Source organism: Acinetobacter sp. BEC1-S18-ESBL-01, assembly GCF_014169935.1.
Classification (GTDB): Bacteria; Pseudomonadota; Gammaproteobacteria; order Pseudomonadales; family Moraxellaceae; genus Acinetobacter; species Acinetobacter pittii.
The window spans coordinates 1884016-1910187 of sequence record NZ_AP022302.1 but is presented as its reverse complement, the minus strand read 5'-3'; the positions used below and the strand labels follow the sequence as shown (position 1 = coordinate 1910187).

The 26172-nt window shown below is 38.5% G+C and carries 26 protein-coding genes; 20 read left to right on the top strand and 6 right to left on the bottom strand.

Translation table 11 applies throughout. The features are described 5' to 3' along the window. Nucleotides 1–216 precede the first annotated feature (216 nt). The 3 genes from H7R46_RS08915 (at nucleotide 217) to H7R46_RS08905 (ending at nucleotide 3768) form a co-directional block, all read left to right on the top strand. A complete protein-coding gene (locus tag H7R46_RS08915) occupies nucleotides 217–1638 on the top strand; it encodes a GntP family permease (protein WP_005069288.1) in 1422 nt (473 codons plus the stop codon). Between the two features lie 33 nt (nucleotides 1639–1671). Beyond that, complete coding sequence (locus tag H7R46_RS08910; RefSeq protein ID WP_005069284.1) at nucleotides 1672–2457, top strand: 3-hydroxybutyrate dehydrogenase; 786 nt, start codon at nucleotides 1672–1674, stop codon at nucleotides 2455–2457. Between the two features lie 324 nt (nucleotides 2458–2781). After that, nucleotides 2782–3768, top strand: a complete 987-nt coding sequence (locus H7R46_RS08905; protein WP_005069281.1) for an AraC family transcriptional regulator — start codon at nucleotides 2782–2784, stop codon at nucleotides 3766–3768. 68 nt (nucleotides 3769–3836) lie between these two features. On the opposite strand, the gene H7R46_RS08900 is transcribed toward H7R46_RS08905, so the two are convergent. Next, nucleotides 3837–5180 (bottom strand): MFS transporter, encoded by a 1344-nt coding sequence (locus tag H7R46_RS08900; RefSeq protein WP_005069278.1) that lies wholly within the window; start codon nucleotides 5178–5180, stop codon nucleotides 3837–3839. A 329-nt stretch (nucleotides 5181–5509) separates the two neighbouring features. On the opposite strand from H7R46_RS08900, the gene H7R46_RS08895 reads away from it, so the two are divergent. The 5 genes from H7R46_RS08895 to H7R46_RS08875 are packed head-to-tail and all read left to right on the top strand — an operon-like array spanning nucleotide 5510 to nucleotide 10402. Then, nucleotides 5510–6760, top strand: coding sequence for a dienelactone hydrolase family protein (locus H7R46_RS08895; RefSeq protein WP_000918631.1), 1251 nt, complete (start codon nucleotides 5510–5512; stop codon nucleotides 6758–6760). A gap of 14 nt (nucleotides 6761–6774) precedes the next feature. After that, a complete protein-coding gene (locus H7R46_RS08890) occupies nucleotides 6775–7560 on the top strand; it encodes an SDR family oxidoreductase (protein WP_005069275.1) in 786 nt (261 codons plus the stop codon). A gap of 43 nt (nucleotides 7561–7603) precedes the next feature. Next, a complete protein-coding gene (locus H7R46_RS08885; RefSeq protein WP_005069273.1) occupies nucleotides 7604–8842 on the top strand; it encodes a styrene monooxygenase/indole monooxygenase family protein in 1239 nt (412 codons plus the stop codon). A gap of 28 nt (nucleotides 8843–8870) precedes the next feature. Further along, nucleotides 8871–9401, top strand: coding sequence for a flavin reductase family protein (locus H7R46_RS08880; protein WP_005069271.1), 531 nt, complete (start codon nucleotides 8871–8873; stop codon nucleotides 9399–9401). A 53-nt stretch (nucleotides 9402–9454) separates the two neighbouring features. Then, the gene (locus tag H7R46_RS08875) at nucleotides 9455–10402 is read left to right on the top strand and encodes a transporter (protein ID WP_005069269.1); all 948 of its coding nucleotides are present in this window, start codon (nucleotides 9455–9457) and stop codon (nucleotides 10400–10402) included. Nucleotides 10403–10456: 54 nt separating this feature from the next. Here H7R46_RS08875 and H7R46_RS08870 read toward each other — a convergent pair whose 3' ends face one another. From H7R46_RS08870 to antA, 4 genes are all read right to left on the bottom strand, one after another. Continuing rightward, nucleotides 10457–11515, bottom strand: coding sequence for an AraC family transcriptional regulator (locus tag H7R46_RS08870; RefSeq protein ID WP_005069268.1), 1059 nt, complete (start codon nucleotides 11513–11515; stop codon nucleotides 10457–10459). A 450-nt stretch (nucleotides 11516–11965) separates the two neighbouring features. Next, complete coding sequence (gene antC, locus H7R46_RS08865) at nucleotides 11966–13000, bottom strand: anthranilate 1,2-dioxygenase electron transfer component AntC (protein WP_080631098.1); 1035 nt, start codon at nucleotides 12998–13000, stop codon at nucleotides 11966–11968. A gap of 5 nt (nucleotides 13001–13005) precedes the next feature. Beyond that, a complete protein-coding gene (gene antB / locus H7R46_RS08860; protein WP_000076809.1) occupies nucleotides 13006–13497 on the bottom strand; it encodes an anthranilate 1,2-dioxygenase small subunit in 492 nt (163 codons plus the stop codon). A 2-nt stretch (nucleotides 13498–13499) separates the two neighbouring features. Then, entirely contained in the window at nucleotides 13500–14915 is a 1416-nt protein-coding gene (gene antA, locus H7R46_RS08855) for an anthranilate 1,2-dioxygenase large subunit (protein ID WP_005069263.1), read from the bottom strand. Nucleotides 14916–15135: 220 nt separating this feature from the next. Between antA and H7R46_RS08850 the strand changes: the two genes are divergently transcribed. The 7 genes from H7R46_RS08850 (at nucleotide 15136) to H7R46_RS08820 (ending at nucleotide 20790) form a co-directional block, all read left to right on the top strand. Further along, entirely contained in the window at nucleotides 15136–15486 is a 351-nt protein-coding gene (locus H7R46_RS08850) for a winged helix-turn-helix domain-containing protein (RefSeq protein WP_005069260.1), read from the top strand. Between the two features lie 471 nt (nucleotides 15487–15957). Then, nucleotides 15958–16743, top strand: coding sequence for a molybdate ABC transporter substrate-binding protein (gene modA / locus H7R46_RS08845; RefSeq protein WP_005069258.1), 786 nt, complete (start codon nucleotides 15958–15960; stop codon nucleotides 16741–16743). Then, entirely contained in the window at nucleotides 16740–17432 is a 693-nt protein-coding gene (modB, locus tag H7R46_RS08840) for a molybdate ABC transporter permease subunit (protein WP_005069256.1), read from the top strand. The genes modA and modB overlap by 4 nt, the downstream gene beginning before the upstream one ends. 4 nt (nucleotides 17433–17436) lie before the next feature. Continuing rightward, nucleotides 17437–18057 carry an ATP-binding cassette domain-containing protein gene (locus H7R46_RS08835; RefSeq protein WP_002113565.1) on the top strand — a complete coding sequence of 207 codons (621 nt, stop codon included), beginning with the start codon at nucleotides 17437–17439 and terminating at the stop codon, nucleotides 18055–18057. 359 nt (nucleotides 18058–18416) lie between these two features. Further along, nucleotides 18417–19187 carry an SDR family oxidoreductase gene (locus H7R46_RS08830; protein WP_001257961.1) on the top strand — a complete coding sequence of 257 codons (771 nt, stop codon included), beginning with the start codon at nucleotides 18417–18419 and terminating at the stop codon, nucleotides 19185–19187. 67 nt (nucleotides 19188–19254) lie between these two features. Further along, nucleotides 19255–19917: an isochorismatase family protein gene (locus H7R46_RS08825; protein WP_005069253.1), complete on the top strand. Its 663-nt coding sequence runs from the start codon at nucleotides 19255–19257 to the stop codon at nucleotides 19915–19917. 471 nt (nucleotides 19918–20388) lie between these two features. Continuing rightward, the gene (locus tag H7R46_RS08820) at nucleotides 20389–20790 is read left to right on the top strand and encodes a transcriptional repressor (protein WP_005069251.1); all 402 of its coding nucleotides are present in this window, start codon (nucleotides 20389–20391) and stop codon (nucleotides 20788–20790) included. Between the two features lie 66 nt (nucleotides 20791–20856). On the opposite strand, the gene H7R46_RS08815 is transcribed toward H7R46_RS08820, so the two are convergent. Further along, the gene (locus tag H7R46_RS08815; protein ID WP_005069249.1) at nucleotides 20857–22647 is read right to left on the bottom strand and encodes a bifunctional metallophosphatase/5'-nucleotidase; all 1791 of its coding nucleotides are present in this window, start codon (nucleotides 22645–22647) and stop codon (nucleotides 20857–20859) included. A 248-nt stretch (nucleotides 22648–22895) separates the two neighbouring features. Here H7R46_RS08815 and pqqA point away from each other — a divergent pair, with 248 nt between their 5' ends. The 5 genes from pqqA to pqqE all read left to right on the top strand — a co-directional run bounded on the left by pqqA (nucleotide 22896) and on the right by pqqE (nucleotide 26155). Beyond that, nucleotides 22896–22970: a pyrroloquinoline quinone precursor peptide PqqA gene (gene pqqA / locus H7R46_RS08810; RefSeq protein WP_001982218.1), complete on the top strand. Its 75-nt coding sequence runs from the start codon at nucleotides 22896–22898 to the stop codon at nucleotides 22968–22970. Nucleotides 22971–23044: 74 nt separating this feature from the next. Further along, nucleotides 23045–23956, top strand: a complete 912-nt coding sequence (gene pqqB / locus H7R46_RS08805) for a pyrroloquinoline quinone biosynthesis protein PqqB (protein WP_005069247.1) — start codon at nucleotides 23045–23047, stop codon at nucleotides 23954–23956. Nucleotides 23957–23964: 8 nt separating this feature from the next. Continuing rightward, nucleotides 23965–24723 carry a pyrroloquinoline-quinone synthase PqqC gene (gene pqqC, locus H7R46_RS08800; protein WP_002113690.1) on the top strand — a complete coding sequence of 253 codons (759 nt, stop codon included), beginning with the start codon at nucleotides 23965–23967 and terminating at the stop codon, nucleotides 24721–24723. Further along, a complete protein-coding gene (gene pqqD, locus H7R46_RS08795) occupies nucleotides 24720–25004 on the top strand; it encodes a pyrroloquinoline quinone biosynthesis peptide chaperone PqqD (protein ID WP_086260942.1) in 285 nt (94 codons plus the stop codon). Before pqqC ends, pqqD begins: the two co-directional genes overlap by 4 nt. Continuing rightward, nucleotides 25001–26155, top strand: a complete 1155-nt coding sequence (gene pqqE, locus H7R46_RS08790; protein ID WP_005069242.1) for a pyrroloquinoline quinone biosynthesis protein PqqE — start codon at nucleotides 25001–25003, stop codon at nucleotides 26153–26155. The genes pqqD and pqqE overlap by 4 nt, the downstream gene beginning before the upstream one ends. Nucleotides 26156–26172 lie beyond the last annotated feature (17 nt).

Below are 26172 nucleotides of genomic sequence, written 5' to 3'. Positions count from 1 at the left end.
ACCTATAGAAAATAAGTTATTGTATTTTATTGATATTTTAAAATTTAAATAAATTGCATTGTTTTTAAATATTTTAGTGATATTTTATTTTTAAGCTCATTTACCTATTACCACTCATAGATACTGTGATTTTTATCATTTTAGGTTTGGGATAACCTAAATATCTTTTGGTAATTTTATTGAACCTAATATCTATTCTTTAGGGAGAAGGAATATATGTGGGAATTATTTGTAATTCTACTTTCACTTGGGCTGTTAATGTATACAGCTTACAAGGGTTTTTCAGTTATTCTAATGGCACCAATTTGTGCCTTACTTGCTGTTCTACTCATTAACCCAGCCAATGTCTTACCGTTTTATTCGGGTGTATTTATGCCCAAAATGGTGAACTTTATTAAAGATTACTTTCTTGTATTTTTACTCGGAGCAATTTTCGGTAAAGTCGTTGAAATGTCAGGAATTGCTGAGTCTATTGCACGAACCATTGTGAGATGGATTGGAGCAAAAAAAGCAATTTTAACCGTTGTATTGTTAGGTGCAATTTTAACCTATAGCGGTGTTAGTTTATTTGTTGCTGTATTTGCCATTTATCCTTTTGCAAACCAGCTATTTAGACAAGCCAATATTCCAAAACGTTTAATTCCGGGAACCATCGCGCTGGGTGCATTTACATTTACTATGGATGCATTGCCGGGTACACCACAAATCCAAAACGTAATTCCAACCACATTCTTTGGCACCAATATTTATGCCGCACCATTTCTAGGAATTATTGGTGCTATTTTTGTTTTATGCATGGGTTTGGCTTACTTAGAATGGCGTCGCCGCGCTGCTGCAAAAGCAGGTGAAGGATACTCTGGCTTTGGAGTAGACAATACCTCGTCTCAAGAAATTGAAGCCGATATGAACTTGCAAAATAATGAAAGTACGGCTCGTCAGTTTTTAGCTTTTGTACCTCTTATTCTTGTTGCTGTAATGAACAAATATTTGTCTAAAGCAATCAAAGAGTGGTATCCAAATGGTTTTGATTTTGCCACTGTCGGTCTAGCGGATTACACCGTGGATGTTACAAAAACTGGTGCGATCTGGGCAGTGGGTCTTGCGCTGATTGTTGGAATTATTTCTGCAATTTTATTTGATTATCAACGTGTAGTGACGAACTTCAAAGAGGGCATTAATGCCAGTATTGGCGGCTCACTTTTAGCAGTGATGAATACCGCATCTGAGTATGGTTTCGGTGCAATTATTGCGTCATTACCAGGCTTTGCCATAATTAGTCATGCAATGAGCAGCACTTTTACAAATCCACTAGTCAATGGAGCTGTGACGACAACAGTTTTAGCAGGTATTACTGGTTCAGCTTCTGGGGGTATGAGTATCGCTTTAAGTGCGATGGCTGAACAATATAACGCCGCGATTTTAGCTGCGGGTATTCCACCAGAAGTCATGCACCGTGTGGTTGCAATGGCATCAGGCGGTATGGATACGCTTCCGCATAATGGTGCTGTTATCACTTTACTCGCTGTTACAGGCTTAACCCATAAACAATCCTATAAAGATATTTTTGCAGTCACGGTAATTAAAACGTTAGCGGTATTTGTGGTCATTACGGTCTTTATCGTAACAGGTATTGTTTAAATCAGCACGTTATAAGTATTAAGGAGTAAATAAATGACAAAACTTTTAGACGGTAAGGTCGCTTTTATTACAGGTTCTGCAAGTGGTATCGGTCTAGAGATTGCTAAGAAATTTGCTCAAGAAGGTGCCAAAGTTGTTATTTCTGATATGAATGCTGAAAAGTGTCAAGAAACAGCAAACTCACTTAAAGAGCGAGGTTTTGATGCATTATCTGCACCATGTGATGTGACTGATGAAGATGCTTATAAACAAGCCATTGAGCTGACTCAAAAGACCTTTGGTACAGTTGATATCTTAATTAATAATGCTGGTTTCCAGCATGTTGCGCCTATTGAAGAGTTTCCAATTGCTGTTTTTCAAAAGTTAGTTCAAGTCATGTTAACGGGGGCATTTATTGGAATTAAACATGTTTTTCCAATTATGAAAGCTCAAAAATATGGCCGTATTATTAATATGGCTTCAATTAATGGCTTGATTGGTTTCGCTGGAAAGGCAGGTTATAACAGTGCTAAACACGGCGTAATTGGCCTAACAAAAGTTGCAGCTTTGGAATGTGCACGTGATGGTATTACGGTAAATGCTTTATGTCCGGGGTATGTAGATACACCATTGGTCCGTGGTCAAATTGCAGATTTGGCTAAAACCCGTAATGTGAGTTTAGACAGCGCACTTGAAGATGTAATTTTGGCAATGGTTCCTCAAAAGCGTTTACTCTCTGTTGAAGAAATTGCTGACTATGCGATTTTCCTTGCGAGTAGCAAAGCAGGTGGGGTAACAGGCCAAGCTGTCGTGATGGATGGCGGTTATACGGCCCAATAATTTAATTGTTTTATAAAAGCCGCTTATTCTATATAAGCGGTTTTTTTATTCGTTAAAAATTTATGATTATCTATTGTTCAAAATAATGCTTTATCTCTACTATAAGTTGTTATAAAAAACTAAGAAAATAAGTTCGTTAGGGTATAAATTTATACTTTAAAGGTATTTAACTTATTTCCATTTTTAAAATTTAATAGAGTATGAGAAAGTAATATTTACGCTATTTCCTGATTAGATATTTTCAGGAAAACTCGTCAATTAAAGGATATTAATTGGCATACAAGTTGCTTTTTTAGCAATAAGTTTTAGCTAGGTGAAAAGGATATGATATCACTCAGCCAACAGATGGAACTCAATCATTATTCACGCAAAGCTGAATTTGCGCAGAATTTGATGTCCACGATTTGTGGTGAACACCGTCTAGACACAATTTACAAAGACACTCTCGATTTTCACTATGACGGAATGCGTTTGCCTAATAAAAAAATGGCAATCGGTACAATCAGTTATGGTGCAAACGTTGCCATCAACATCTCAAATTTAAAAGCGTATAGCATTAGTTTGCCGATACAAGGTCGACAAGCTCTCAATATTCGTGGCGCTCATTATCAATCTGATGAAAACAGAGGCCTAATTGTTTCAAATAATGATCAACAAGATCTGATTATCGATAAAGACTGTAGAAAATTTCAGGTGGTTATTCCTGAACGAAGTATGCAGATTGTCCTTGCAGATTTACTGAATAAACCTATAGAAACGCCTATCATTTTTAACCCTGAAATGCACTTAGACTCTGAGCAACTGATTGGAGCGTGGTGGAAGAATATTCAGAATTTTTTACAGCTAAAATCGCAATATAGCAATTTTTATGGTTTACAGATGTTATCTGAAGACTATGAAAATTTTGTAATTAAAGCCTTACTATTATCTCAAGAAAACAACTACTCTGAAGCTTTAAAGTCACTCTCACATCAAGATGAGCCAGCTTATATTCGAAAGGTTCGTAATTTTATTATTGAACATGCTCACGAAGAAATCTGTGCAGAAGACTTGCAGCGTTTGGCGGGGGTTTCAAAATCAAAATTGTATGATGAATTTCAACAATACTACGGCACCAGCCCAATGTCGTATTTGAAAAAATATCGACTCCAACAAATTTATAAAATCTTGAGCACTACAGGAGCAGATAAAAAGGTTTCTATTTCAAAGCTTGCGTATGACTGGGGCTTTAACCATTTAAGCCGTTTTTCTCAAGAATATCGTGAAGAATTTGGAGAAAACCCAAGTGAGACCAAAGGCAAAATTTTCTGATATTTAATTTTCCAAATAAAAAAACTGATTTAGGCAACTAAATCAGTTTTTTATTTATCGATTAATATTTATAGACTTTCTTCGAGTTTTAACACTTGTTTGTGTTTAGATTTCTCATAAATTACTTTTAGGCTAAGTGCAATAAATGAGATGAAGGTTGGTATTGCTAGAATAAAGAAAATACCGCTTAAGCTTAGGTTGAAAGTGAAAATGAGCGAACCAAAGAAAGCGCCTAAAATTGCACCGATACGACCGATACCATGCATCCATGAAACTCCAACTGCGCGGCATACTGCTGGATAGAACATAGCTGCAAGTGGCAGTAATGAAGACTGTGCACCAGCGAGTAAAGCACCAATTAAGAAAATAGTAAGACCCAATAAGAAAATATTTGAGCTCACCAAACCTGCAACAATGAATAGGACGAAAGCAATCAGATATGAATATTTAATGACTGTAGTTGGGTTCAGTTTATCCATGTACCATCCCATAATGGTTGCGCCAATTACACCACCAAAAGGGAAAATCGCAGCAATTAAACTAAACTGTTGGGTACTGAAACCTGCTGTTTTTAAAATCGTTGGCATCCAGCTTGTTAAAAGATAGAACACCAAAAGACTAGTAAAACAGCAGAGCCAAAGCATGCTTGAACCCCAAAGATATTTTCCTAAAACCACTTTAACCGGATTTTTATCTGAGGTATTTTCTGCTTGAGTTAAAACAAGTTTTATAGGCTCTTGGAAAGAATGGCCTTGAATATTCTCTAAGATACGCTGTGCTTTATCTTGTTGATGACGTGTAATCAAATATTGCGTTGATTCAGGTAATTTAAGTAATAAAGCAACCACTAAAATTAGGGGAATGCTTCCGCCAATAATAATCACTTTGGCCCAACCATAGCTTTCTAATAGATAAGCTGACAACACACCACCACAAGAAATACCCAGCATAAATCCACAGCCAGCAAGACCTGTAAGAAATGCTTTACGTTTTACAGGCATATATTCTGAGACAATGGTACTGATGTTTGGCATGGCCGCGCCTAGACCTACACCTGTAATAAAGCGATAAATCATTAAGTCTTGAGTTGAATTGGCAAAGCCACACAAAATGGTAAATATGGAAAACAAAAGGCTGGTAAAAACAATAACGCCTTTACGGCCAAACTTATCGGCTAAAGGTCCCGAAATAATTGCACCAATTGACATGCCGACTAAAGCGGCACTTAAAACTGGAGCAAGTTGAGGCTTGGTAATTCCCCAGTCATCTAGTAATGCCGGAGCAACAAAACCAATAATTCCCGTATCTAGACCATCACAGAAAAAGACAAAAAAGCCTAGGATAAAAACCACCCACTGTAAGGGAGACAGTTTTTCGCGATTGATAATCGTGTTTGCATCTATCGTTTTCATATGTATTCCTTCTTAAAATTATTTAATTCCCTGAGTAATTCAATGTATTCGTTACAAAACCTGTATCTTTGATTGAACTATTTTTAGCCAGTCTTCACTATCCAATAAGTCCTAATCTTCATCCATTTTTTCCAAATTAGATAAAAAGCATTTATTTCATTTTTAATTTAAGCTTTTGAAATATAGGTGTTTCTTTGTTTTTAATTTTTTATCCAGTTTGATGAATTTTGATAATTGCGCAGAGATTGGATAATGCTTGCAGCTTTTGGACAGTCTAAAAAAAATTTCAGATAGAAGATAAAGCCATAACAATGTCAGGAGTTGACACTATGGCTGGTCAAACCATTCAAATTAAAACAGCATCTGGAAAGCAGTTCAGTGCGTATCTAGCGACACCAGAAACAGGAAAAGGACCTGGTGTGGTGCTTTGTCAGGAAATCTTTGGGGTGAATGCAGCAATGCGGGAAAAGGCAGATTTTCTTGCAGAAGAAGGCTATACCGTTTTAGTTCCTGATTTATTTTGGCGTGTAGCACCTAATATTGAACTCGGTGATACACCAGATGATTTTCAAAAAGCTTTTGAACTTTATCAGCAATATGACGAAAACCTTGGTGTTGAAGATATTCAAGACAGCTTAGCTTTTTTAAAGACACGACCAGAATGTGATACCTCTACAGGTCTCGGCGTGGTGGGCTATTGTTTAGGTGGAAAGCTAGCTTATTTGGCAGGCTGTCGACTTTCTGACGTGGCATGTGCCGTAGGTTATTACGGTGTAGGCATTGAAAAAGCGTTAGATGAGTTAGCTAACGTAAAAGGACGTTTGGTTTTACATATTGCAGAACTGGACCAATTTACACCGCCAGATGCGAGACAAGCGATTGTCGATGCAGCTAATCAATATTCAGATGTACAAGCTTATGTTTACGAAGGCGTTGATCATGCCTTTGCACGACCAAAAAGCAACCATTACCACAAACCTTCAGCACGCTTTGCTCACGAGCGTACAGTAACAGCTCTACATGAAACGATTGGACCGAAATATGACCTAGTCGCACTCTGGGAAGAGCATATCCGTCATGAGTTCGATACGCGTGACGTCCCAGCAACTATGGCAACGATGGTCGCAGAACCTTATGTCAACCATATTCCAACGTTAACTGGTGGGGTAGGCCAAAGCCAGCTTGCTCGTTTTTATCAGTATCACTTTGTTCATCAAAACCCGAAAGATATGAAGATCACTTCGATCTCTCGTACGGTTGGCTCAACGCAAGTGGTAGACGAGTTCATTATGAGCTTTACCCACGATGCTGAAATTGACTGGTTATTACCGGGTGTAAAACCGACTGGTAAATACGTTGAAATTCCAATGTTAGGTGTAATTCAGTTCAGAGGTTCAAAGCTGTGCCATGAGCATATTTACTGGGACCAAGCGTCGGTACTCGTTCAAATTGGTTTATTAGACCCAACAGGCTTGCCAGTTGCAGGTGTCGAGACAGCGCGAAAACTTCTTGATGAAGATCTTCCTTCCAATACGTTGATGCCATCTTGGTCAAGTAGTGAAGGCAAGCCAGTCAGTTAAGGGGAGTATTTGCAATGAATATAAATTTAAGAGGAAAAGTCGCTGTGGTAAGCGGCGGTGCAACACTGATTGGTAAAGCTGTTGTGCAAGCTTTAGTCAGTGCAGGTGCTCATGTCGCTATCTTAGATATTGATGCCAAAGGCAAGGCAATTGCGGAAAGTTTTAACCATGATGTGATGTTTATTCAAACCGATTTAACCAGCGATGCGGCTATCCACCAAGCCGTGGCGGATATTCACCAACATTTAGGTGAAGTGAGTTACTTGGTGAATTTGGCATGTACCTACTTAGATGATGGTTTTAAATCCTCACGTCAGGACTGGTTACAAGCACTCGATCTTAATTTGGTCTCTACCGTTGAGCTGAGCCGTGCTTTATACAATGACCTAAAAAAGCAGCAAGGTTCAATCGTTAATTTTACTTCCATTTCAGCCAAAGTGGCACAAACAGGACGCTGGTTATATCCGGTTTCTAAGGCCGCGATACGTCAACTCACACAAAGCATGGCAATGGATTTTGCTGCCGATGGTATTCGCGTCAATTCGGTTTCTCCGGGTTGGACATGGTCTCGTGTCATTGCAGAAGTCAGCGGTAATAACCGTGAAAAAGCCGATAGCGTGGCAGCCGATTATCACTTACTAGGCCGATTGGGTCATCCCGAAGAAGTCGCCAATGTTGTTTTGTTTTTATTGTCATCCGCTGCGAGTTTTGTCACCGGAGCAGATTATGCGGTCGACGGTGGCTATTCAGTAATGGGCCCTGAAGGATCACAGCCCGCTATTCCACGTTTAGCCGAATAGCACAGCGTTTTAAAAGCACATTTAGAAAATTATGGAGAAGATTATGCGCCGTATTGCAATTGTTGGAGCAGGACAGTCTGGTTTACAGCTTGGTTTGGGCTTATTAGATACAGGTTACGACGTGACCATGATCACCAACCGAACTGCCGATGAAATCCGTCAAGGTAAAGTCATGTCAAGCCAGTGTATGTTTCATACCGCTTTACAAACTGAACGTGACTTGGGACTAAATTTTTGGGAAGAACAATGTCCAGCGGTAGAAGGTATTGGGCTGGCTTTAGTCAATCCTGAAAATGGTGGTAAAGCATTTGAATGGAGTGCTCGTCTTGAGCGCTACGCTCAATCGGTCGATCAACGCGTCAAAATGCCATATTGGATGGAAGAGTTCGAACGCCGTGGCGGTCGATTGGTGATTCAGGATGTGGGAATAGAAGAGTTAGAACAACTCGCAAACGACTACGAGCTTGTATTACTCGCCGCTGGTAAAGGTGAAGTCGTTAAACAATTTGAGCGTGATGATGCACGTAGTGTTTTTGATAAACCTCAGCGCGCTTTGGCATTGACCTATGTCAAAAACATGAAGCCAATTTCCCCATACTCTCGTGTGACTTTTAATATTATTCCAGAAGTGGGCGAGTACTTTTCATTTCCAGCACTTACCGTGAATGGGCCTTGCGACATTATGGTGTTTGAAGGAATTCCAAATGGGCCAATGGACTGCTGGCAAGATGTCAAAACACCTGAACAGCATCTGCAATGTAGTTTGGATTTGCTCAAAAAATTTGTGCCTTGGGAATATGAACGTTGCACAAATGTTGAGCTAACCGATGCAGGCGGATATTTGGCAGGGCGTTTCCCGCCGACAGTACGCAAACCAATTTTGACATTACCGTCTGGCAAGCAAATTTTTGGTATGGCAGATGCCTTGGTGGTCAATGATCCAATTACTGGTCAAGGCTCAAACAACGCTGCTAAGTGTAGCAAAATCTATTTCGATGCCATTTTAGCCAATGATAATCAAAGATTTAGCGAACAATGGATGGCTCAAACTTTTGAACGTTATTGGGCTTATGCAGAAAAAGTCGTGGCTTGGACTAATAGTCTGTTAGTACCACCGCAGCCACATGTTGTTGAACTATTAGCAGCCGCAAGCCAAAACCAAAGCATTGCTTCCATTATGGCTAATAACTTTGATGACCCACGCGCATTTGCCCCTTGGTGGTTTGATGCAAATCAGGCTCAAGCATTCTTGGCCTCAAAAACCACAGCAAAAGTGGCTTAAGGGCAAAACAGCAAAGGGAGAATTAAAAATGGACACAATTGAAACTTTAGCTTTACAAACCATTAATGCGGAGAACCCAAGAGAAATCCGTAATTTACTTGGGCAATTCGCAACTGGCGTTACCGTGATTACCACTCGTGGTAAAGATGGTCGGAAAATAGGAATGACAGCCAATTCGTTTTCATCTCTATCTTTAGATCCGCCATTAATTTTGTGGAGTCTTTCAAAAACCGCGCCAAGTTTACCTGATTTTGTAGAAGCAGAATATTTCGCCATTCACATGTTGGCACAAGAGCATCATCAGCTTTCGGGGCATTTTGCTCGAGGTGCCGAAGACAAATTTGCAGGCATTGCCCATCAACAATGCAATGCTGGCGTTCCAATTTTGACTGATGCACTCGCAACCTTGGTTTGTCGCAATGTAAATCAGTATGAAGGCGGAGATCACCTGATTTTTATTGGTCAAATTGAACAGTACCAACAACGCCAAGGTGAACCATTGGTATTCCACGCAGGAAAGTATCGGATTGCCGCTGAGCATCCAGAATTAGCCGATTAATTCACCACAATCACGATCAATCCGGTCGTGATTTTTTTATAGGAAATAAGAAGATGAAAAGTACTTTAATTAAGCATGGCTTTTTAGCAGGGACATTATTAGGTTTGCCGTGGGTTACACATGCCTATGATTTACCGACCGTAAATTTAGGCATGACCAGCTTTCTCGATGGCGGCCTACCTGCAGGGCCCGGCTGGTATGCTCAAACCTATTTTCAAAATTATGATAGTAATAAATTAGTCGATGCTAATGGACAAAAACTTGGTTTACCTAAAACAGATTTAAATTATCAAGTACTGGTTGAACAGGTTAGTTATTTATCGAATGTCCGAGTAAAAGATAAAGCCAGTCTAGGTATAAATTTTTTAATTCCTTTTGTCAGCAAAATGGACATGGATGATGGCTTGAATAATGTTGCAATTAATGCCCAAAGTGGCTTTGGGGACATTATGATTGGACCGTTTATTCAATTCGATCCAGTCATGGGCGCACAAGGACCGAGGTTTGTACATCGTTTTGAGTTTCAGGTCAATTTACCTACTGGCGAATACGATCAACAAAAAGATATTAATCCAGGTAATAACGCTGTTTCATTTGATCCTTATTGGGCTGCCACATATTGGTTTAATCCCAAATGGACCGCTTCAACACGCATCCATTATCTCTATAACTTTAAAAATCATGACCCAAGCTCTGCTTTTGCTGGAGCAAATGATATGCAAGCTGGGCAAGCAATTCATGCAAACTTTGCAACAGACTATGCCATTACCGAACAGTTCCGCTTAGGACTAAATGGCTATTGGCTAAAACAAGTGATAGATACTGAAGTGGATGGTGAAAAAGTCAAAGGCCGACGTGAACAAGTGTGGGCTATTGGCCCCGGTGCGATGTATAGTTTTTCTAAAAATGACCATTTAGTTGCAAATGCTTATTTTGAGCAAGATGCTGAAAACCGCCCAGAGGGAACACGACTGCAAGTTCGTTATGTCCATCATTTCTAAGTCATAAAAAAGCCTTTTATATTCATCGATATAAAAGGCTTTTCTCTATTTGTTTTAAGAAAAAATTGAAGTAATTAAGCCTGAGCCTTCACTGTGACCAGATCGGCGGGTAGAAGAAGGTAATTCGCCATAACGGCGTTTATACTCTTGAGAAAAACGGCCTAAATGAGTAAATCCCCATTTAAATGCAACGTCTGTGACCGATAGATTTTCATTATGCATGAGTTCTAAATGAGCTTGTTCAAAGCGTAATTCCTTTAGATAAGACATTGGGGTTGTCCCCAAATAATTTTTAAAACCGGTAAATAGGGTTCTCACACTCACGCCTGCATGTTCAGCCAAAATTTCGACATTAAGTGGCTCATGTAAATGTTCTTTTATATAAGCTTCTGTACGCTTCACAAAATAAGGAGAGACTATTTTTTCTTTATACTGATCTATTTTATGTAATGCGTTATTGGGTTGACCATAAATAAGTGCATTAAATAGATTTGACTCAAACTGTTTAAAGGCCAAAGGATGATGGAGTGGATGTTGTTCACAGGCCAAAGCATCCATCAATGTTCTAACGAGCTGTAAAAAGTAGGCTCCACTTTGTGTAGCAAAGTCTAATTTTGGGTCAAAAACAAGTAAGTTGTTTTCTGAATCGGCAATATGTTGACGGCAATGGTAAGTAAAATCATCCTTTGAAACTTTTAAAATGAGCTGCGGTGAGTTCGCGTGCCAGCGCATACGTAAAGATTGCTGAGGAGAAATAAGAGAAGCAACTTGAGAATAAGAAATAAACTTTTGCGAACCAAACTCGATTTCTGCGTAGCCTTGAGTTGGAATTTGAATTAAGTAAAAGTTATCTAGATGATCTGGTTCAATAATGACATCCGCACCATATTCCAAGCGACTAATAGACAGTGCGCCTGTTTTAACATGGTGCATGGTTGCACTGAAATCTCGCTTCTGCTGAGAGATTTTAAGATCATGCGGTTTAAAAATTTGGCCTACATTTCGGCAGGTTTCGCTTAAATCATGGTGATCAAACACCAAATTATGATCAGTAAAGATAGACTCATTTTGAAAATGACGTCCACTGAGTTCGGGGGAGTTGGCTTGGTTCATATTTATCCCTTTTGGCTCACTCCTGTATTTACTTGCGTTATAAAAGCTTTAAAAATTCGATGCACAAGCAAGTAAATACGGCACTTAAAAAATTAAGTTACTCGCAAATTACAATGAGATATAAGCAAAATACAGACCAATTTATCCGTTAATTAATGTGATTTTCTCAAATTTTTAAGTCGGATTTTGTCCATCAATTTAATACATTCGAGAAATAGAATAGGAGGATATAAAAGGTGCTATAACTTAATCTCATCATGATCTTATTCCTTAAGATCTACCAAAATTTATAGCAAATCCGAGTGAGCTGGTCAATTTATTTTGTCGGAATTCATTATTTTATATTATTGATATATAAAAGCTTTTAATTTAAATGCAAAAATTCAATATACCCCTTGCAGAGTATATTGAATCATTTCAGGTTTTAGTGGTTTTTAAATTATTTATACTTCAACGTGATGTATTGCTCTGTAAAAACTTCTCGCTATAAATACGATAGTTTTGCAAAGATTGTTCATCTAACCAATTTTTAACGGCTTCAATCATTGGTGGTGGGCCACATAAATACATATCAAAAGCCTGCTCAGCCAGTTGATCTTTATTTAAGTGCTCGTGAATATAGCCTGCTTTACCTTGCCAAGCTTCCGTTGCCTTAGTCACAATCGGGTGATAACTAAAGTTGGGTAGCTGTTCAGCATAGGCATGTAAACGTTGTTGTTCACATAAATCGGTTTCATTATTTACGCCGTAATACAACTGAACTGCAGGTGAGTTTGGTTGATCCACCAAGTTATCTAGCATTCCCAAGAAAGCTGATAATCCTGTTCCACCTGCCACAAAAACCAGTGGTCGCTCTACTTCACGTAAGTAGAAACTACCAAGTGGCGCTTCAATAAGTAGGCTTTGTCCAACCTGACAACGATCACGTAGGTAATTACTCATCACACCGTCTGGCAAGAGACGAATTAAAAATTGCAATTGATTGGTTGTATTTGGTCTATTTGCAAAAGAATAAGAACGCCAATCTTCAGTATCTGGAATTTGCAAACGAGCATATTGACCCGGTAAAAACTGAAGTTGTTCAGTATGACTGCTTGCATCAAGATGTAAGATTGCTGTTGTTTCAGAAACCAGCTCAACCGCAGTCACTTTGGTTTCAATTTTTAAGGTATCACCAGCGTTACAGATAGCAGAATCATGATCGAAATAAAAAGCTGCATCTGATTTTACACGGGTTTGGCAAGCTAACATTTTTCGCTCGGCCAAATCACGTTCACTTAATGCATCTTCATCGACGTATTCTTGTTCGTAAATGCCGGTTTCACACTGTCCCTGACAGGTACCACAGACACCTTCACGGCAGTCTAACGGCAGGTTAATTCCTTGACGAACTGCTGCATCAAGCAGTAATTCGTCGTTATTTACCGAAATGAAAAAGGTTTTGCCATCGGCAAAGTTAAGTGCAACTGAATGTCCCATTTTCATTCCCCTTAAACGTGATAGAAGTCTAAAACGGAATCAATTTTGTCATTCAGCAAAATGCTGTGCTGACGACGAATGCGGAAACCATCTGCTGTTTGGCGTAAAAGATAGGTTGCGTGTCCGTAAAAACAGCCTTCTAAACCTTGACGGTTATAAAGCGTTTGCCATGCAACTTTTGCTTCAATTAATCCATCATCCAATGTTTTAACTCGGATGTTGTTTATGCTGTGCAAAGTACGTGGTAATGGCGTTGCAGAGGCTGCTTTTCCGGTACGAATACGGAATACACGGTCTTCAAGGCCTGTACGGTCCGCATAATAAATATAAGACAAGCCCTGATTTGGATCTTGAACATAATTATGGTCATCAATCCACTGTGGAATATGATATTCACTATCTTCATCGTAAAGCTCTAGGTAGGCATCCCAGTCATAAGCATCACAAAGCTCTGCCTTTTTGTACAAAAACTGAGATACAGCAAAATGTAGTTCTTGTGACATGGTTACACCTCATCCATTAGGGCATTGTTTTCAAAAGTAATATCCTGCATTTTCAGCGCTTTTTTATTTAAGCCGTCGAGCATGAGACGTTGCCAGTGTCCATGCTGGTTTACATAGAGTCCTTCATGGGTAAATTCACGGCCAGTAATAACGGGTTGAATGCCTAAATCTTGTGAGTTTTTGGTCGCGCCATATTCCCAAGACTGACAACCACGTGAAATATCGCTCCAACGTTCAAGTCGTGCCTGAAAACCTTTTTGCTGTTCACGGAATTCAACTAAATCGTCTGGTGTACCAAGGCCTGATACGTTAAAGAAATCTTCAAACTGGCGAATACGATTACGGCGTGCTTCAGTAGATTCACCTTTAACACCAATACATTGACTGATGACTTCGGTTTTATTCCAAGCGACAGGGCGAACAATACGAAGCTGAGAGCTAATTTGATCCATAAAAAATAGGCTAGGGTACAAGTTCAAGTTTCTTAAACGGTGCATTGCCCACTCAGCATATTTGTCGCCATATTTTTCGACCATATATGGCATAACTGTACTGTAACCCGGACGAACAGTTGGGTTCGGCATGTCACTAAACAATACGCTATGACCATTTTTGAAGCTGAACCAGCCATCGTCAGTTTCTGAGTCACCGGCACCTAACTTGCTATAGTCAAGCGTATCGAGTTCTTCACCTTTTGATGCATTGACTTGCTGACGGTGTTGGACTGTAGAGACATAGTTATAGTGAACAGTACTTACATGGTAACCATCTAGGCCATTTTCATTTTGTAGCTTCCAGTTACCTGCAAAGGTATAAGATGACTTGCCTTGAAGTACTTCGAGTTCACCTGTAGGCGACTGATTAACCATTAAATCAAGAAACAGTTTTGCATCGCCCAAAAAGTCTTCTAGAGAATCTGTTGCTTGAGTATCAAGGCTTACAAATACAAATCCACGATAGCTGGCAATACGGCCTTGTTTTAAGCCTCGGCTTGATTTATCAAAATCTTCACAATATTCACCAGGTGCTTTGACTTTCACCAAGCGGCCATCTGACTTATAACACCAAGCATGGAACGGACATGTAAAGGTTGACTGGTTGCCTTTAGCAACGCGTGTTAAGGTCGCTCCACGATGCTCACAAGCATTAACCATGGCATGTAGTTCGCCTTTACCATCACGGCTCACAATAATCGGCTGACGACCAATTTGAACGGTTAGGAAATCATGATTGTTTGGAATCTCACTTTCATGACATGCATAAATCCAAACCTTTTCAAAAATAAGTTCCATTTCCAAGTCAAATAGTTCAGGCTCGGTAAACATATTACGTGCAATACGAAACACGCCATCATTAGGACGGAAGTCGATACATCCATCTATAAAATCATTCCATTGTTTTAAATTAGATGAGGTCATTGCTCAATCCTCCAATCAATCAGCTTTTAACTGATTGAACCGCGATTAAGCCTTTGCCTCTATCCGTTTTTTCCAGATCTTTATCCACTTTGTGCAGTTTTGATTTTTTGATCGAACTCTTTTTAGGAAAGAGTAGAGATTTAAATTTGTATGTGTTTTAACCTATCAAAGTTCCTTATAATGTTAAGGAGCATAAAATGAAATTTTGTGAACTAAGTCTATGAAAGAACAAAACTTAAAATTACAAATTAGAATTCTTTTAGAGCAAAACATCGCATTTGGTCCGGGTAAAGCAGATTTACTTGAAGCAATTGAAAGAACTGGTTCGATCTCACAAGCTGCAAAATCTATGAATATGAGCTACCGACGTGCATGGCAATTGGTCGACACCATGAATCAGTGCTTTGAAACAGCTTTAGTTGAAACTCAAACAGGCGGAACACATGGTGGTGGGGCAGCTGTTACAGCTTTGGGGCAGAAAGTCTTACAGCATTACCGCCAAATGGAAATCAATGCTCGACAAGCCTTAGAACATGATTATCAAATTATGAGTAGCTATTTAAAACGCTAAATAAAAACTTTCATAGCGACTGAATTTTTTAATGTGGTATAGCTTTTGCTTAATATAAATTGCACGCTTAAAAAGCACTGCTGCAATTTTCAGTTACACAGACAATGGCGTCTATTCTGCACTATCGTAAAAGATGGTTTGGGATAGGCGTTTTTATTGCGTATCTAAAAAAAGTAGCTGGCATAAACGACTGATCTTTATGGTTATCTCTATGTGTTTTTTGGCATAGGGATAACTATAAAACCAATTAAATTATTCACTAAAATTTAAAAGAAAATAAGTTTTATATAGTGTTCTTAAATGGTTAGTACTCACTACCGAGTGCACCAAAATGAAGTTCTAAATATAAATTGCGCTATTTACCTTCATTCCGATCATTTATATTTGACGAATTATACTTTTCATAATCTTTATGTAGCGCTATATTCTTGGGTATATATCGCTGCAAAAACGACAAAAAGGTAAAACATAATGGTAAGTGATACAAAGATAAAAAAGTTGGCTTTAGCCTGTTCAGTCCTCAGCATAGGATTGGTCTTTAATATCTCAGCCAAAGCTGAATCAGTTACTGTTTATGCAGCAGCAAGTTTAACGAATGCAATTAACGATTTAAAAAAAATTTATGAAAAACAGAATAAAGTAGAAGTTAAAACTTCGTATGCTGGTTCATCAACCTTAGCTAAACAAATTGAAGCTGGGGCACCTGCGGATATTTTTATTTCAGCAGATACCCAGTGGATGGATTATCTGCAAAATAAAAAATTAGTTGCAACAAATGACCGTATAAATCTATTAGGCAACCGTCTGGTTCTAATTACCCCTAAAGGGCAGTCATTAAACATAAAATTAGATAAAACCAATGATCCAAACAAAGTGTTTAAAGGCAAGATTTGTACAGGGGATACCAAAAGTGTGCCTGTAGGCAAATATGCTAAACAAGCTTTTACCAATTTAGGTTGGTGGAACCGTATTGAGCCAAAACTAGTCGAAACAGAAGATGTTCGAGCTGCATTAAACTTTGTTGCACGTGGTGAATGTCAGGTTGGTATTGTCTATGCAACCGATGCAGCGATTAGTAAAGACGTAAAAGTAGCTGGTGTATTTCCGGAAAATACGCATTCGCCAATTATTTATCCTGTAGGGTTGATTAAAAAAAATCCGAATTCAATAAAGTTCTATCAATTTCTACAAAGCAACCAAGCCAAAGCTGTCTTTAAAAAGTATGGTTTTAGCGTGTTGGCTCCAGCAAAACCATGATGTTTTCTTTAACCGCAGAAGAGCTCAGCGTACTACAACTTTCTTGTAAGGTTGCAGCAAGTTGTCTTGTGGTCAGTATTATTCCTGCAATTTGTGTGGGATGGTTTCTGGCACGTAAAGAGTTTTGGGGTAAGTCATTCATTGAAACATTGGTGTTTTTACCTTTGGTTTTACCGCCAGTTGTTCCTGGTTATTTGCTTTTACAAGTTTTTGGAGGCCGCGGCATTATTGGACAATATTTGGCGCCACTCGGACTTGATTTTGCATTTAACTGGAAAGGCGCCGTTCTTGCTTCGGCAGTGATGGGTTTTCCGCTACTGGTGCAGTCTATTCGTTTAGCAATTGAGCTGGTCGATCAGCGTTTAGAAGTGGCAGCAAAGACATTAGGTGCCTCATCTTTAGGGGCATTTTTTCATGTCACTTTACCTCTTGCCAGCAGTGGTATTTTAATTGGTGCTATTTTATGTTTTTGCCGCAGTTTAGGTGAGTTTGGTGCCACCATTACCTTTGTAGGTAATATTTCAAATGAAACACGGACTTTGCCTCTAGCCATGTATAGCTTAATGCAACAACCCGATACCGAGGCCGCTATTCAACGGCTTATTGTTTTATCGTTAAGTGTGGCTTTTTTAGCGCTATGGTTTGCACAGTGGTTTCATCGTTATCAAAAGAAGCGCTTAGGGCGGTAAAATTATGTTGATTGATTGCCGTTTTGAGCTACAAATGGGCCAATTTCATATTGAACCTAGTTTCCAGTCAGATGCTGCTGTTATTGGCTTATTCGGTGCATCGGGTTCAGGTAAAACATCGATTTTACATGCCATTGCTGGCCTGAATACTCCGCGTAATGGACTCATTAAAATACAGGATCAAACATGGTTTGATTCAGATCAAAACATTAATTTGAGCACCCAAAAGCGACATGTTGGATTGGTTTTTCAAGATGCTCAGCTTTTTCCGCATAAAACGGTAAAGCAAAACTTATTATTTGGTCTTAAGCATCTTTCCCAACAAGAACGTCACTTTGAAGCAGATTATATTATTGAGTTATTAAAGTTAGGGCACTTATTACAACGTATGCCCATTAAACTCTCAGGAGGGGAAAAACAGCGCGTGGCACTAGGTCGAGCATTATTATATTCACCTAAGCTGTTACTACTAGATGAGCCTTTATCAGCATTAGATGCGAATCATAAAGCTGAAATTATTCCTTTTTTTCAGAAAGTAAAAGAGGAAATAAAAATTCCAATGATTTATGTGAGTCATGATATTCAAGAGATTAAACAACTGACTGAAACAATGTGGATTCTATAATTTTTCATTTTTTATACGCATTTCCAAACTTATGAGAGTCCGAGTTATCGAGAACTCATTCTGAGCCTGCTGGAGATTGAACCCTAAAAAGTTACTAGGTTTGATAAACCATAAATCTGATTTTAGCTGAATAAATCAAAACCTGCCTTATTGAAAATGATTATTAATAATAAAATATTTCTGACCTTCTAATTTAATAAAATGCATATAAAACAACAATTTAATTTAAAATTTTAAGCTAAAGCTCATTTGCCTGAGATCATAAATTAATCTTTTATCTTAATTTACTCTTGATAAGAATGATAATTATTTGCAATTATGTTTATAGATTTCTTTATAATATAAATTGGAGTATCCACATGCGCTCTACCATCGTGGTCACAGGTGCTGCAAGAGGGATAGGAGCGGCTATTGCCAAGCAACTACTAGATCAGGGCTATCATGTTATTGGTATTGACCGACAAGAAAATCCTAAACAATGGGATATCAGCAAAACAATAACGCCAGATCAAACTTCACAATGGCAAGGCATCTCACAAGACATTACCCATCAACAAGAAACACAAACTTTAATTTCAGAGCTTTTAGAAAGATACGAAATTACGGGTTTAGTAAATGCAGCAGGAGTATTAATTATGCGCTCCATGCTTGAAGCCAAAACGGAAGATTGGGAAACACTTTTTGCGGTCAATGTCATGGCACCTATTGCGATTAGCCAACAAGTTGCTAAACATTTTTGTGCAAAAAGGCGGGGTAGCATTGTCACTATTAGTTCAAATAGTGCGCGTATGCCGCGTATGCAACTTGGTATGTACGCCACCACTAAGGCTGCACTGAGTCATTTTTGTCGCAATCTGGCACTTGAAATTGCACCTTATCAAGTCAGGCTAAATATTGTTTCACCAGGATCTACTCTCACTCAAATGCAGCAACAACTCTGGACTGATAATGCACCTCCACCTGCAGTAATTGATGGTGATTTGAGTCAGTACCGAACAGGTATTCCCTTAAGAAAACTCGCACAACCAGATGATATTGCTAATACCGTGAGCTTTTTACTTTCGGACCGAGCGGCCCAAATTACGATGCAAGAAATAGTGGTAGATGGGGGAGCTACACTTGGGGTCTAAAGATTACTTCAGCACAACAACCATCTGAAATTAAAAATATTTTGAAAGATAGAAAAGGAAAATACTAATGAGTATTCCAAAGATTGCAAGTTACAGTATGCCCCAAGCCCATGAATTTACTCCCAACAAAACAAATTGGCCATTGAATACCAATCGAGCTGTTTTATTGGTTCATGATATGCAGCAATATTTTTTAGATTTCTATGACTTAACTCAGGAACCTATTCCAGAACTCATTAAAAACACCAAAGCATTAATTGATGCTGCTCGACAATCTAATATTCCTGTTGTTTATACAGCACAACCGGGCAATCAATCACCTGAACATCGACAATTATTAACTGATTTTTGGGGACCTGGTTTAAAGAACGAGCCGAGCTTTACACAGATTTTGCCAAAAATTTCACCTCAAAAAAATGATACGGTTCTTACCAAGTGGAGATATAGTGTTTTTAAATTTTCACCTCTCGAACAACTCATGCGGGAGTCTGGTCGCGATCAACTAATTATCTGTGGGGTATATGCACATATTGGTTGTCTTATGAGTGCTGCTGAAGCTTTTATGCTAAACATCCAACCATTCTTATGTGGTGATGCACTAGCTGACTTTAGCCGAGAAGAGCACGATATGGCATTAAAATATGCCAGTACACGATGCGCTCAAGTCATGACAACACAACAAGTGATTCATGCATGGATGCAAGAACAAGATGCACTATCCTTAGCATAATAGTCATTTAACTTATTCTATTTAAAATATAAAAAGCAGATCATCGATCTGCTTTTTATATGGGTGGAAATGAATACTTATTTAGTAATATATAATGGTTATCATTATGTATTTGATAATTACTTAATATTGAATATTAAAACTTATATGTATATGATACACCGCTAAACACAAATGATAATATTTATCATGTGTTAATCATTATATAGAATAAGGTCGAAAAATGACTTAATGAAGAGGGTCGCAATATGGTTCAGCTCAAGAATGCTTTTATTCACCAAGCGCGTACATGTAGATAGTGAGGTAGGAATAATATTAAATTATTCAGAATCTTATAATCAGCTCAAAGCTTATTTATAGGGTAATAAGCTCTGATTTATACATCAAATCATTTCCATAATTTTAAAGTAAGTATAGACAAAATAATTTTAAAAAATTTCTATATTTTTTCAACATTAAGGTTAATTAATCATGACAGCAACTTCAAAATCATTATTAAATGGACTACCCATAAAAAAATCGAGAATACAGGTTTTTGAAATTTTAAATCAAAATCCACAAGGCTTAAGTGCTGTGAGTATTTATACGCAAATTAAAAATGAACATAAAATAACGCTAGGAACGATTTATCGAATCTTGTCAGAATTTGAAAACCGTAAACTCATCAAAAGAGTATTTCTAGGAAAAAGCAAGAGTATTTATAAGCTTAGAAAAGACAAGATGAGTTGTAACCTCATTTCGCTCAAAACCTCTGAAGCCTTGAACTTTGAACATGACAAAGTTAAAGAATTACTTCATGAGGTTACTGATATTATTTTTGCAAATACCGGAGTCGATATCAGTAGTGTTGAGCTCAATCTATATACCGAATAAAAATCTTTTAAACTGCCATAAAAATAAAGGACAGCATCATACTGTCCTTTATTGTCATTAAATCAGTTACTTGATAACTTTAATTCGAGTCGTAGCTGGAATAGTTAAAGGTGAATCTTTAGAGTTTTCCGCAATATAGCTTTCAAGGGCATCAATATCTTGACCACCACCTACACGGTTTTTGCCTTCTTTTAATACTGTAAAGTTGTCACCACCATCTGCCAAGAAGCTATTTACTGTCACGCGGTATACTTTAGTGTCAACCAATGGTGAACCAGCAACCATGATGTTACTTGCTCTTGGCGAAACAGATGTATTTGCCGCATATTGATAAGTTAATTCTTTAGATGGTTGTAAAATTCTAGGTGAGTTTGCATTTGCACCAGACCATTGCTGTTCAATTACATCTCTAATTTGTTTGCCAGTTAAGCTTAGAGTCACAATAGAGTTACCAAAAGGTTGCACCGCAAAAACATCACCGAAGGTAATCTGGTTATTACTATTAATGAGCAGATCCGCACGCACACCACCTGGGTTCATTAACGTAAAGTCAGAGCCTTGGTTACTTGCCTTTAACGCAGCCGCTTGCTGAGCATCTGCAATCATAATACCGAGCGGACTTTCACCACTTTCAACTTGAGCACGACTGACTACTGCTGTTGCAGTTCCAACCACACGGCTTGAAATGGTGGTCACAGCTTGGCGGTATTTATCTAAGATTGCTTCAATGCTTGGGGTTTTACTAAATTTTTGATAGAGATCTGTAAGACTTACTGTGGTTGTACCAGACGTATATGCTTCACTTTGTACAGGAACCTGTTTCGCATCTTTTTTAATGACATCACCAGTTTTACCATCTAATTCAATCTTGATGTCAGTAATAAGCGTGCCATATTGTCCAGCTGAAGTAAGTAAGAATGGTTTAGCCGGATTTTTTGTTGCATAGTCACAAATATAAGATTGATGTGTATGACCTGAAACAACAATATCAACTGCTGGATTAAGCTTATCCAAAATTCCTAAAATCGGACCACTTAAACCATCACATGTTTTTTGATTGAGCTTCGTACTTGGCGCTGCACCTTCATGGACAACGACTACAATAGCTTCAATTCCTTGTTTTTTTAATTCAGGAATCAGGGCATTTACCGTATCTGCTTCATCACGGAACTCAACATCTTTAATGCCTGCCGCAGAAACAATACTTGGCGTCGCTTTAAGAGTTAAACCAATAAATGCGACTGGAATTCCGCCATAAGTTTTGACTTTATAGGCTGGGAAGATCGTTTTACTGGTGTCATTTTTCATTGCTACGTTAGCAGCAAGGAAATCAAATTTTGCACCACTAAAATTTTTATTAATTTGACAAGGTGCAGTGCTAGTATATTGCTGACATCCACCATTTTTTAAACGGCGTAATTCGTCTGTACCCCGATCAAATTCATGGTTGCCCACAGCATTAAAGTCAATTTGAATATCATTCATGACTTCAATGGTTGGTTCATCTAAAAATAAAGAAGAGGTGAGAGGAGAAGCGCTAATTAAATCGCCTGCCGAAACCACAGCATTATTTGGATTTTCTGTTTTAAGTTTTTTAATCGCATCGGCGAAGTAACTCACTCCTCCTACAGGAATACGAACAGATTGAGCAGCATCATTTGGATTTGGTGCCTCGACATAACGCTTAGGTGGCTCAAGATTTCCGTGAAAGTCATTAAAAGCTAAAATATTTACGGTTTGATTGCTTCTTTGAGCAGGTGGTGCTGTGTCATTATCATCATCGTCATTACATCCCGCCAATAATGCTACAGCCAGAGAAAGTGCTGTTACTTTAAAAAGTATTGTTAAATTTTTCATTTTTTTATCATTTGATCAATTAAGACGGATAAAAAATACGCTTTTAGTATGAATGTTTGATGAAACACCCAATAAGCAAATATGTTCGAAATATTAAAATTTGGACAAAAAACACAATTATCGAACAATATCTTAGCTAGGAGTGGTCTACAAACCCAATTTTTTTATTTAGAATAAATTTTTAATTGCCTTATAAATCTTAATCAAGTGATTCATTTCATAAGATTAATATGAACCGGAGATAATTTATGCAATGGACTAAACCAGCTTTTACTGATTTACGCATTGGTTTTGAAGTTACAATGTACTTTGAAGCACGTTAATCAGTTTCATCAAATATGTCATAAGCCCTAGTCTTGTTCTAGGGCTTATCTCTTTCTAATAAGATATTAATTTTATGTATATTTATGTTTTAGGTTCAGCTGCTGGAGGCGGGTTTCCGCAGTGGAATTGTAATTGCCCGAATTGTCATGGTGTGCGCACAGGTACAATCCAAGCCAAAGCCCGTACTCAATCATCGATTGCTGTTTCTGAAAATGGAACAGACTGGGTTTTATTAAACGCTTCACCTGACATCCGTCAGCAACTCTTCGAATTTAAAGCAGCTCAACCAGCGCGTAAATTACGTGATACAGGAATAACAAACGTTATTTTAATGGACAGTCAGTTAGACCATACCACTGGGCTTTTAACCTTACGTGAAGGTTGCCCAATGAATGTATGGTGTACAGAAATGGTCCACCAAGATTTAACGAGCGGCTTTCCAGTATTTAATATGCTCAAACACTGGAATGGTGGTCTTCAATACCATGAAATTAATCCTAAACAAGCCTTTAAAATTGATGGTTTCGAAAATTTAGAATTTTTACCCTTAATTATTAAAAGTGCAGCTCCACCATATTCACCGCATCGAAATGACCCACATGATGGCGATAATATTGCTTTAATTATCAAAGATCATAAGACACAAAAGCAGTTGTTTTATGCACCGGGTCTTGGAAAAATTGACGATCAAATCATGCAGATTATGCAGAGTTCAGACTGCGTCATGATTGATGGTACGCTTTGGACAGACGATGAAATGCAACAAACAGGGGTTGGAACTAAAACTGGCCGTGAAATGGGGCATTTATATATTAGTGGTGAAGGTGGTTCACTGTCTTATTTAAACCAGCTGCGTACACCTAAAAAAGTACTGATTCATATTAACAATACCAATCCAATTTTAAATGAAAACTCTAGTCAGTTTGCTGAGCTTAAAGCAAATGGCGTAGAAGTTGCCTATGACGGCATGCAGATTGAACTCTAAGGTGAAACATGACTCAAACACCTGAAGCTTTAACGACTGAACAATTCAAACAAGCCATTATCGATAAAGGTCAGTACTATCATATCTATCATCCATTTCACGTGATGATGTATGAAGGTAAAGCCACCCAGCAACAAATTCAGGCTTGGGTTGCAAACCGATATTACTATCAAATTAATATTCCGCTTAAAGATGCGGCGATTATGGCAAATTGCCCTGATCAGCGAGTCCGTCAAGAATGGATTCAACGCATGATCGATCAAGATGGTGAATATCCAGATGGCGGTGGTCGGGAAGCATGGTTACGGTTAGCTGAAGCTGTGGGCTTGAGTCGTGAACAAGTTATTTCTGAAGAGTTAGTATTACCAGGCGTTCGCTTCGCGGTAGATGCTTATGTAAATTTCGCACGTCGTGCTTCATGGCGTGAAGCAGCAAGCAGTTCTTTAACCGAACTTTTTGCGCCACAGATTCATCAGTCACGACTTGATTCATGGCCACAACACTACCCATGGATTGATGATAAAGGCTATGAGTATTTTCGTTCTCGTTTGAGTCAGGCACGCCGTGATGTTGAACATGGTTTAACGATTACGCTTGATTCATTTACAACTTTTGAGCAACAAGAACGAATGCTTGAAATATTGCAGTTTAAACTGGATATTTTATGGAGCATTTTAGATGCTTTAACTTTGGCATATGTTCACAATGAAGCACCGTATCACAGCGTGACAAGCAAACGAGTTTGGCACAAAGGACTATTTAAATGAATAAAGAGCAGTTTGATTTAAACCTTGTGCCAACTTGGAGACAAGGTTACCGTTTTCAGTTCGAGCCAGCTCAAAATGGTTTTGTGATTTTATATCCTGAAGGCATGATCAAATTAAATGAAAGTGCAGGGGCAATCGGGCAATATATTGATGGGCAGCAAAATGTTTCTGCAATTATTGCTCAGTTAAAGCAAAAATTTGGTGATATTACTGAGATAGATCAAGATGTAGTGGATTACATGCTGGTCGCACAGCAGCAACACTGGATTGATTTAGTATGACAGAAGGTGTTGGCCTGCCTTTATGGTTATTAGCAGAGTTAACTTATCGTTGTCCGCTACAATGCCCATATTGCTCAAACCCCTTGGACTACGCTCAGCATAAAAATGAGCTAACCACTCAAGAATGGTTTGATGTTTTTGATCAGGCACGAAAGATGGGTGCTGTTCAACTCGGTTTCTCTGGTGGTGAACCACTGGTACGTCAAGATTTAGAACAACTCGTTGCACATGCTCATCAACAAGGGTTTTATACCAACTTAATTACCTCGGGTATGGGCCTTACCGAACAACGTATTGCTGATCTAAAACAAGCGGGTTTAGACCACATTCAAGTGAGCTTTCAAGCTAGTGACCCTGTGGTGAATGACGCCTTGGCAGGTTCAAAGCATGCTTTTGAACAAAAGTATGAAATGTGCCGTCTTGTTAAGAAATACAATTACCCAATGGTGCTTAACTTTGTTATTCATCGACATAACATTGACCAGATTGAACAAATCATTGAACTTTGCCTTGAGCTGAATGCCGATACAGTCGAGTTGGCAATTTGTCAGTTTTACGGTTGGGCTTTTTTAAACCGCCAAGGTTTATTACCAACACAAGAGCAACTGACACGAGCCGAACGGATTACCAATGAATATCGAGAAAAATTAAAAGCGCAAAATCATCCTTGCAAACTCATTTTTGTAGTGCCTGATTATTATGAAGAACGGCCAAAAGCTTGTATGAATGGTTGGGGTAAAATCTTTTTTACAGTTGCTCCAGATGGTATGGCGTTGCCTTGCCATGCAGCACGACAATTGCCAATTTCATTTCCAAACGTCCGCGAACATAAATTGTCAGATATATGGTACAAGTCAACTGGATTTAATCATTTCCGTGGTGATGCATGGATGCCAGAAGGGTGCCGAAGCTGTCCAGATAAAGATCGAGACTTTGGCGGATGTCGTTGTCAGGCCTATATGTTGACTGGAGATGCAGCTAATGCCGATCCTGTATGTGGGAAATCGCCGTATCATCAAATGATTGAACAAGCGCGGGCAGAAAGTCAATTGGCTGCACCTTTGCAAAATTTAGTATTCCGTAATAGTAGAAACTCTAAATCTTTAAGCGCCACACAAAATATTCCAGTCCACACGATTACAGACATATAGCAAGTAATAGGAATGCT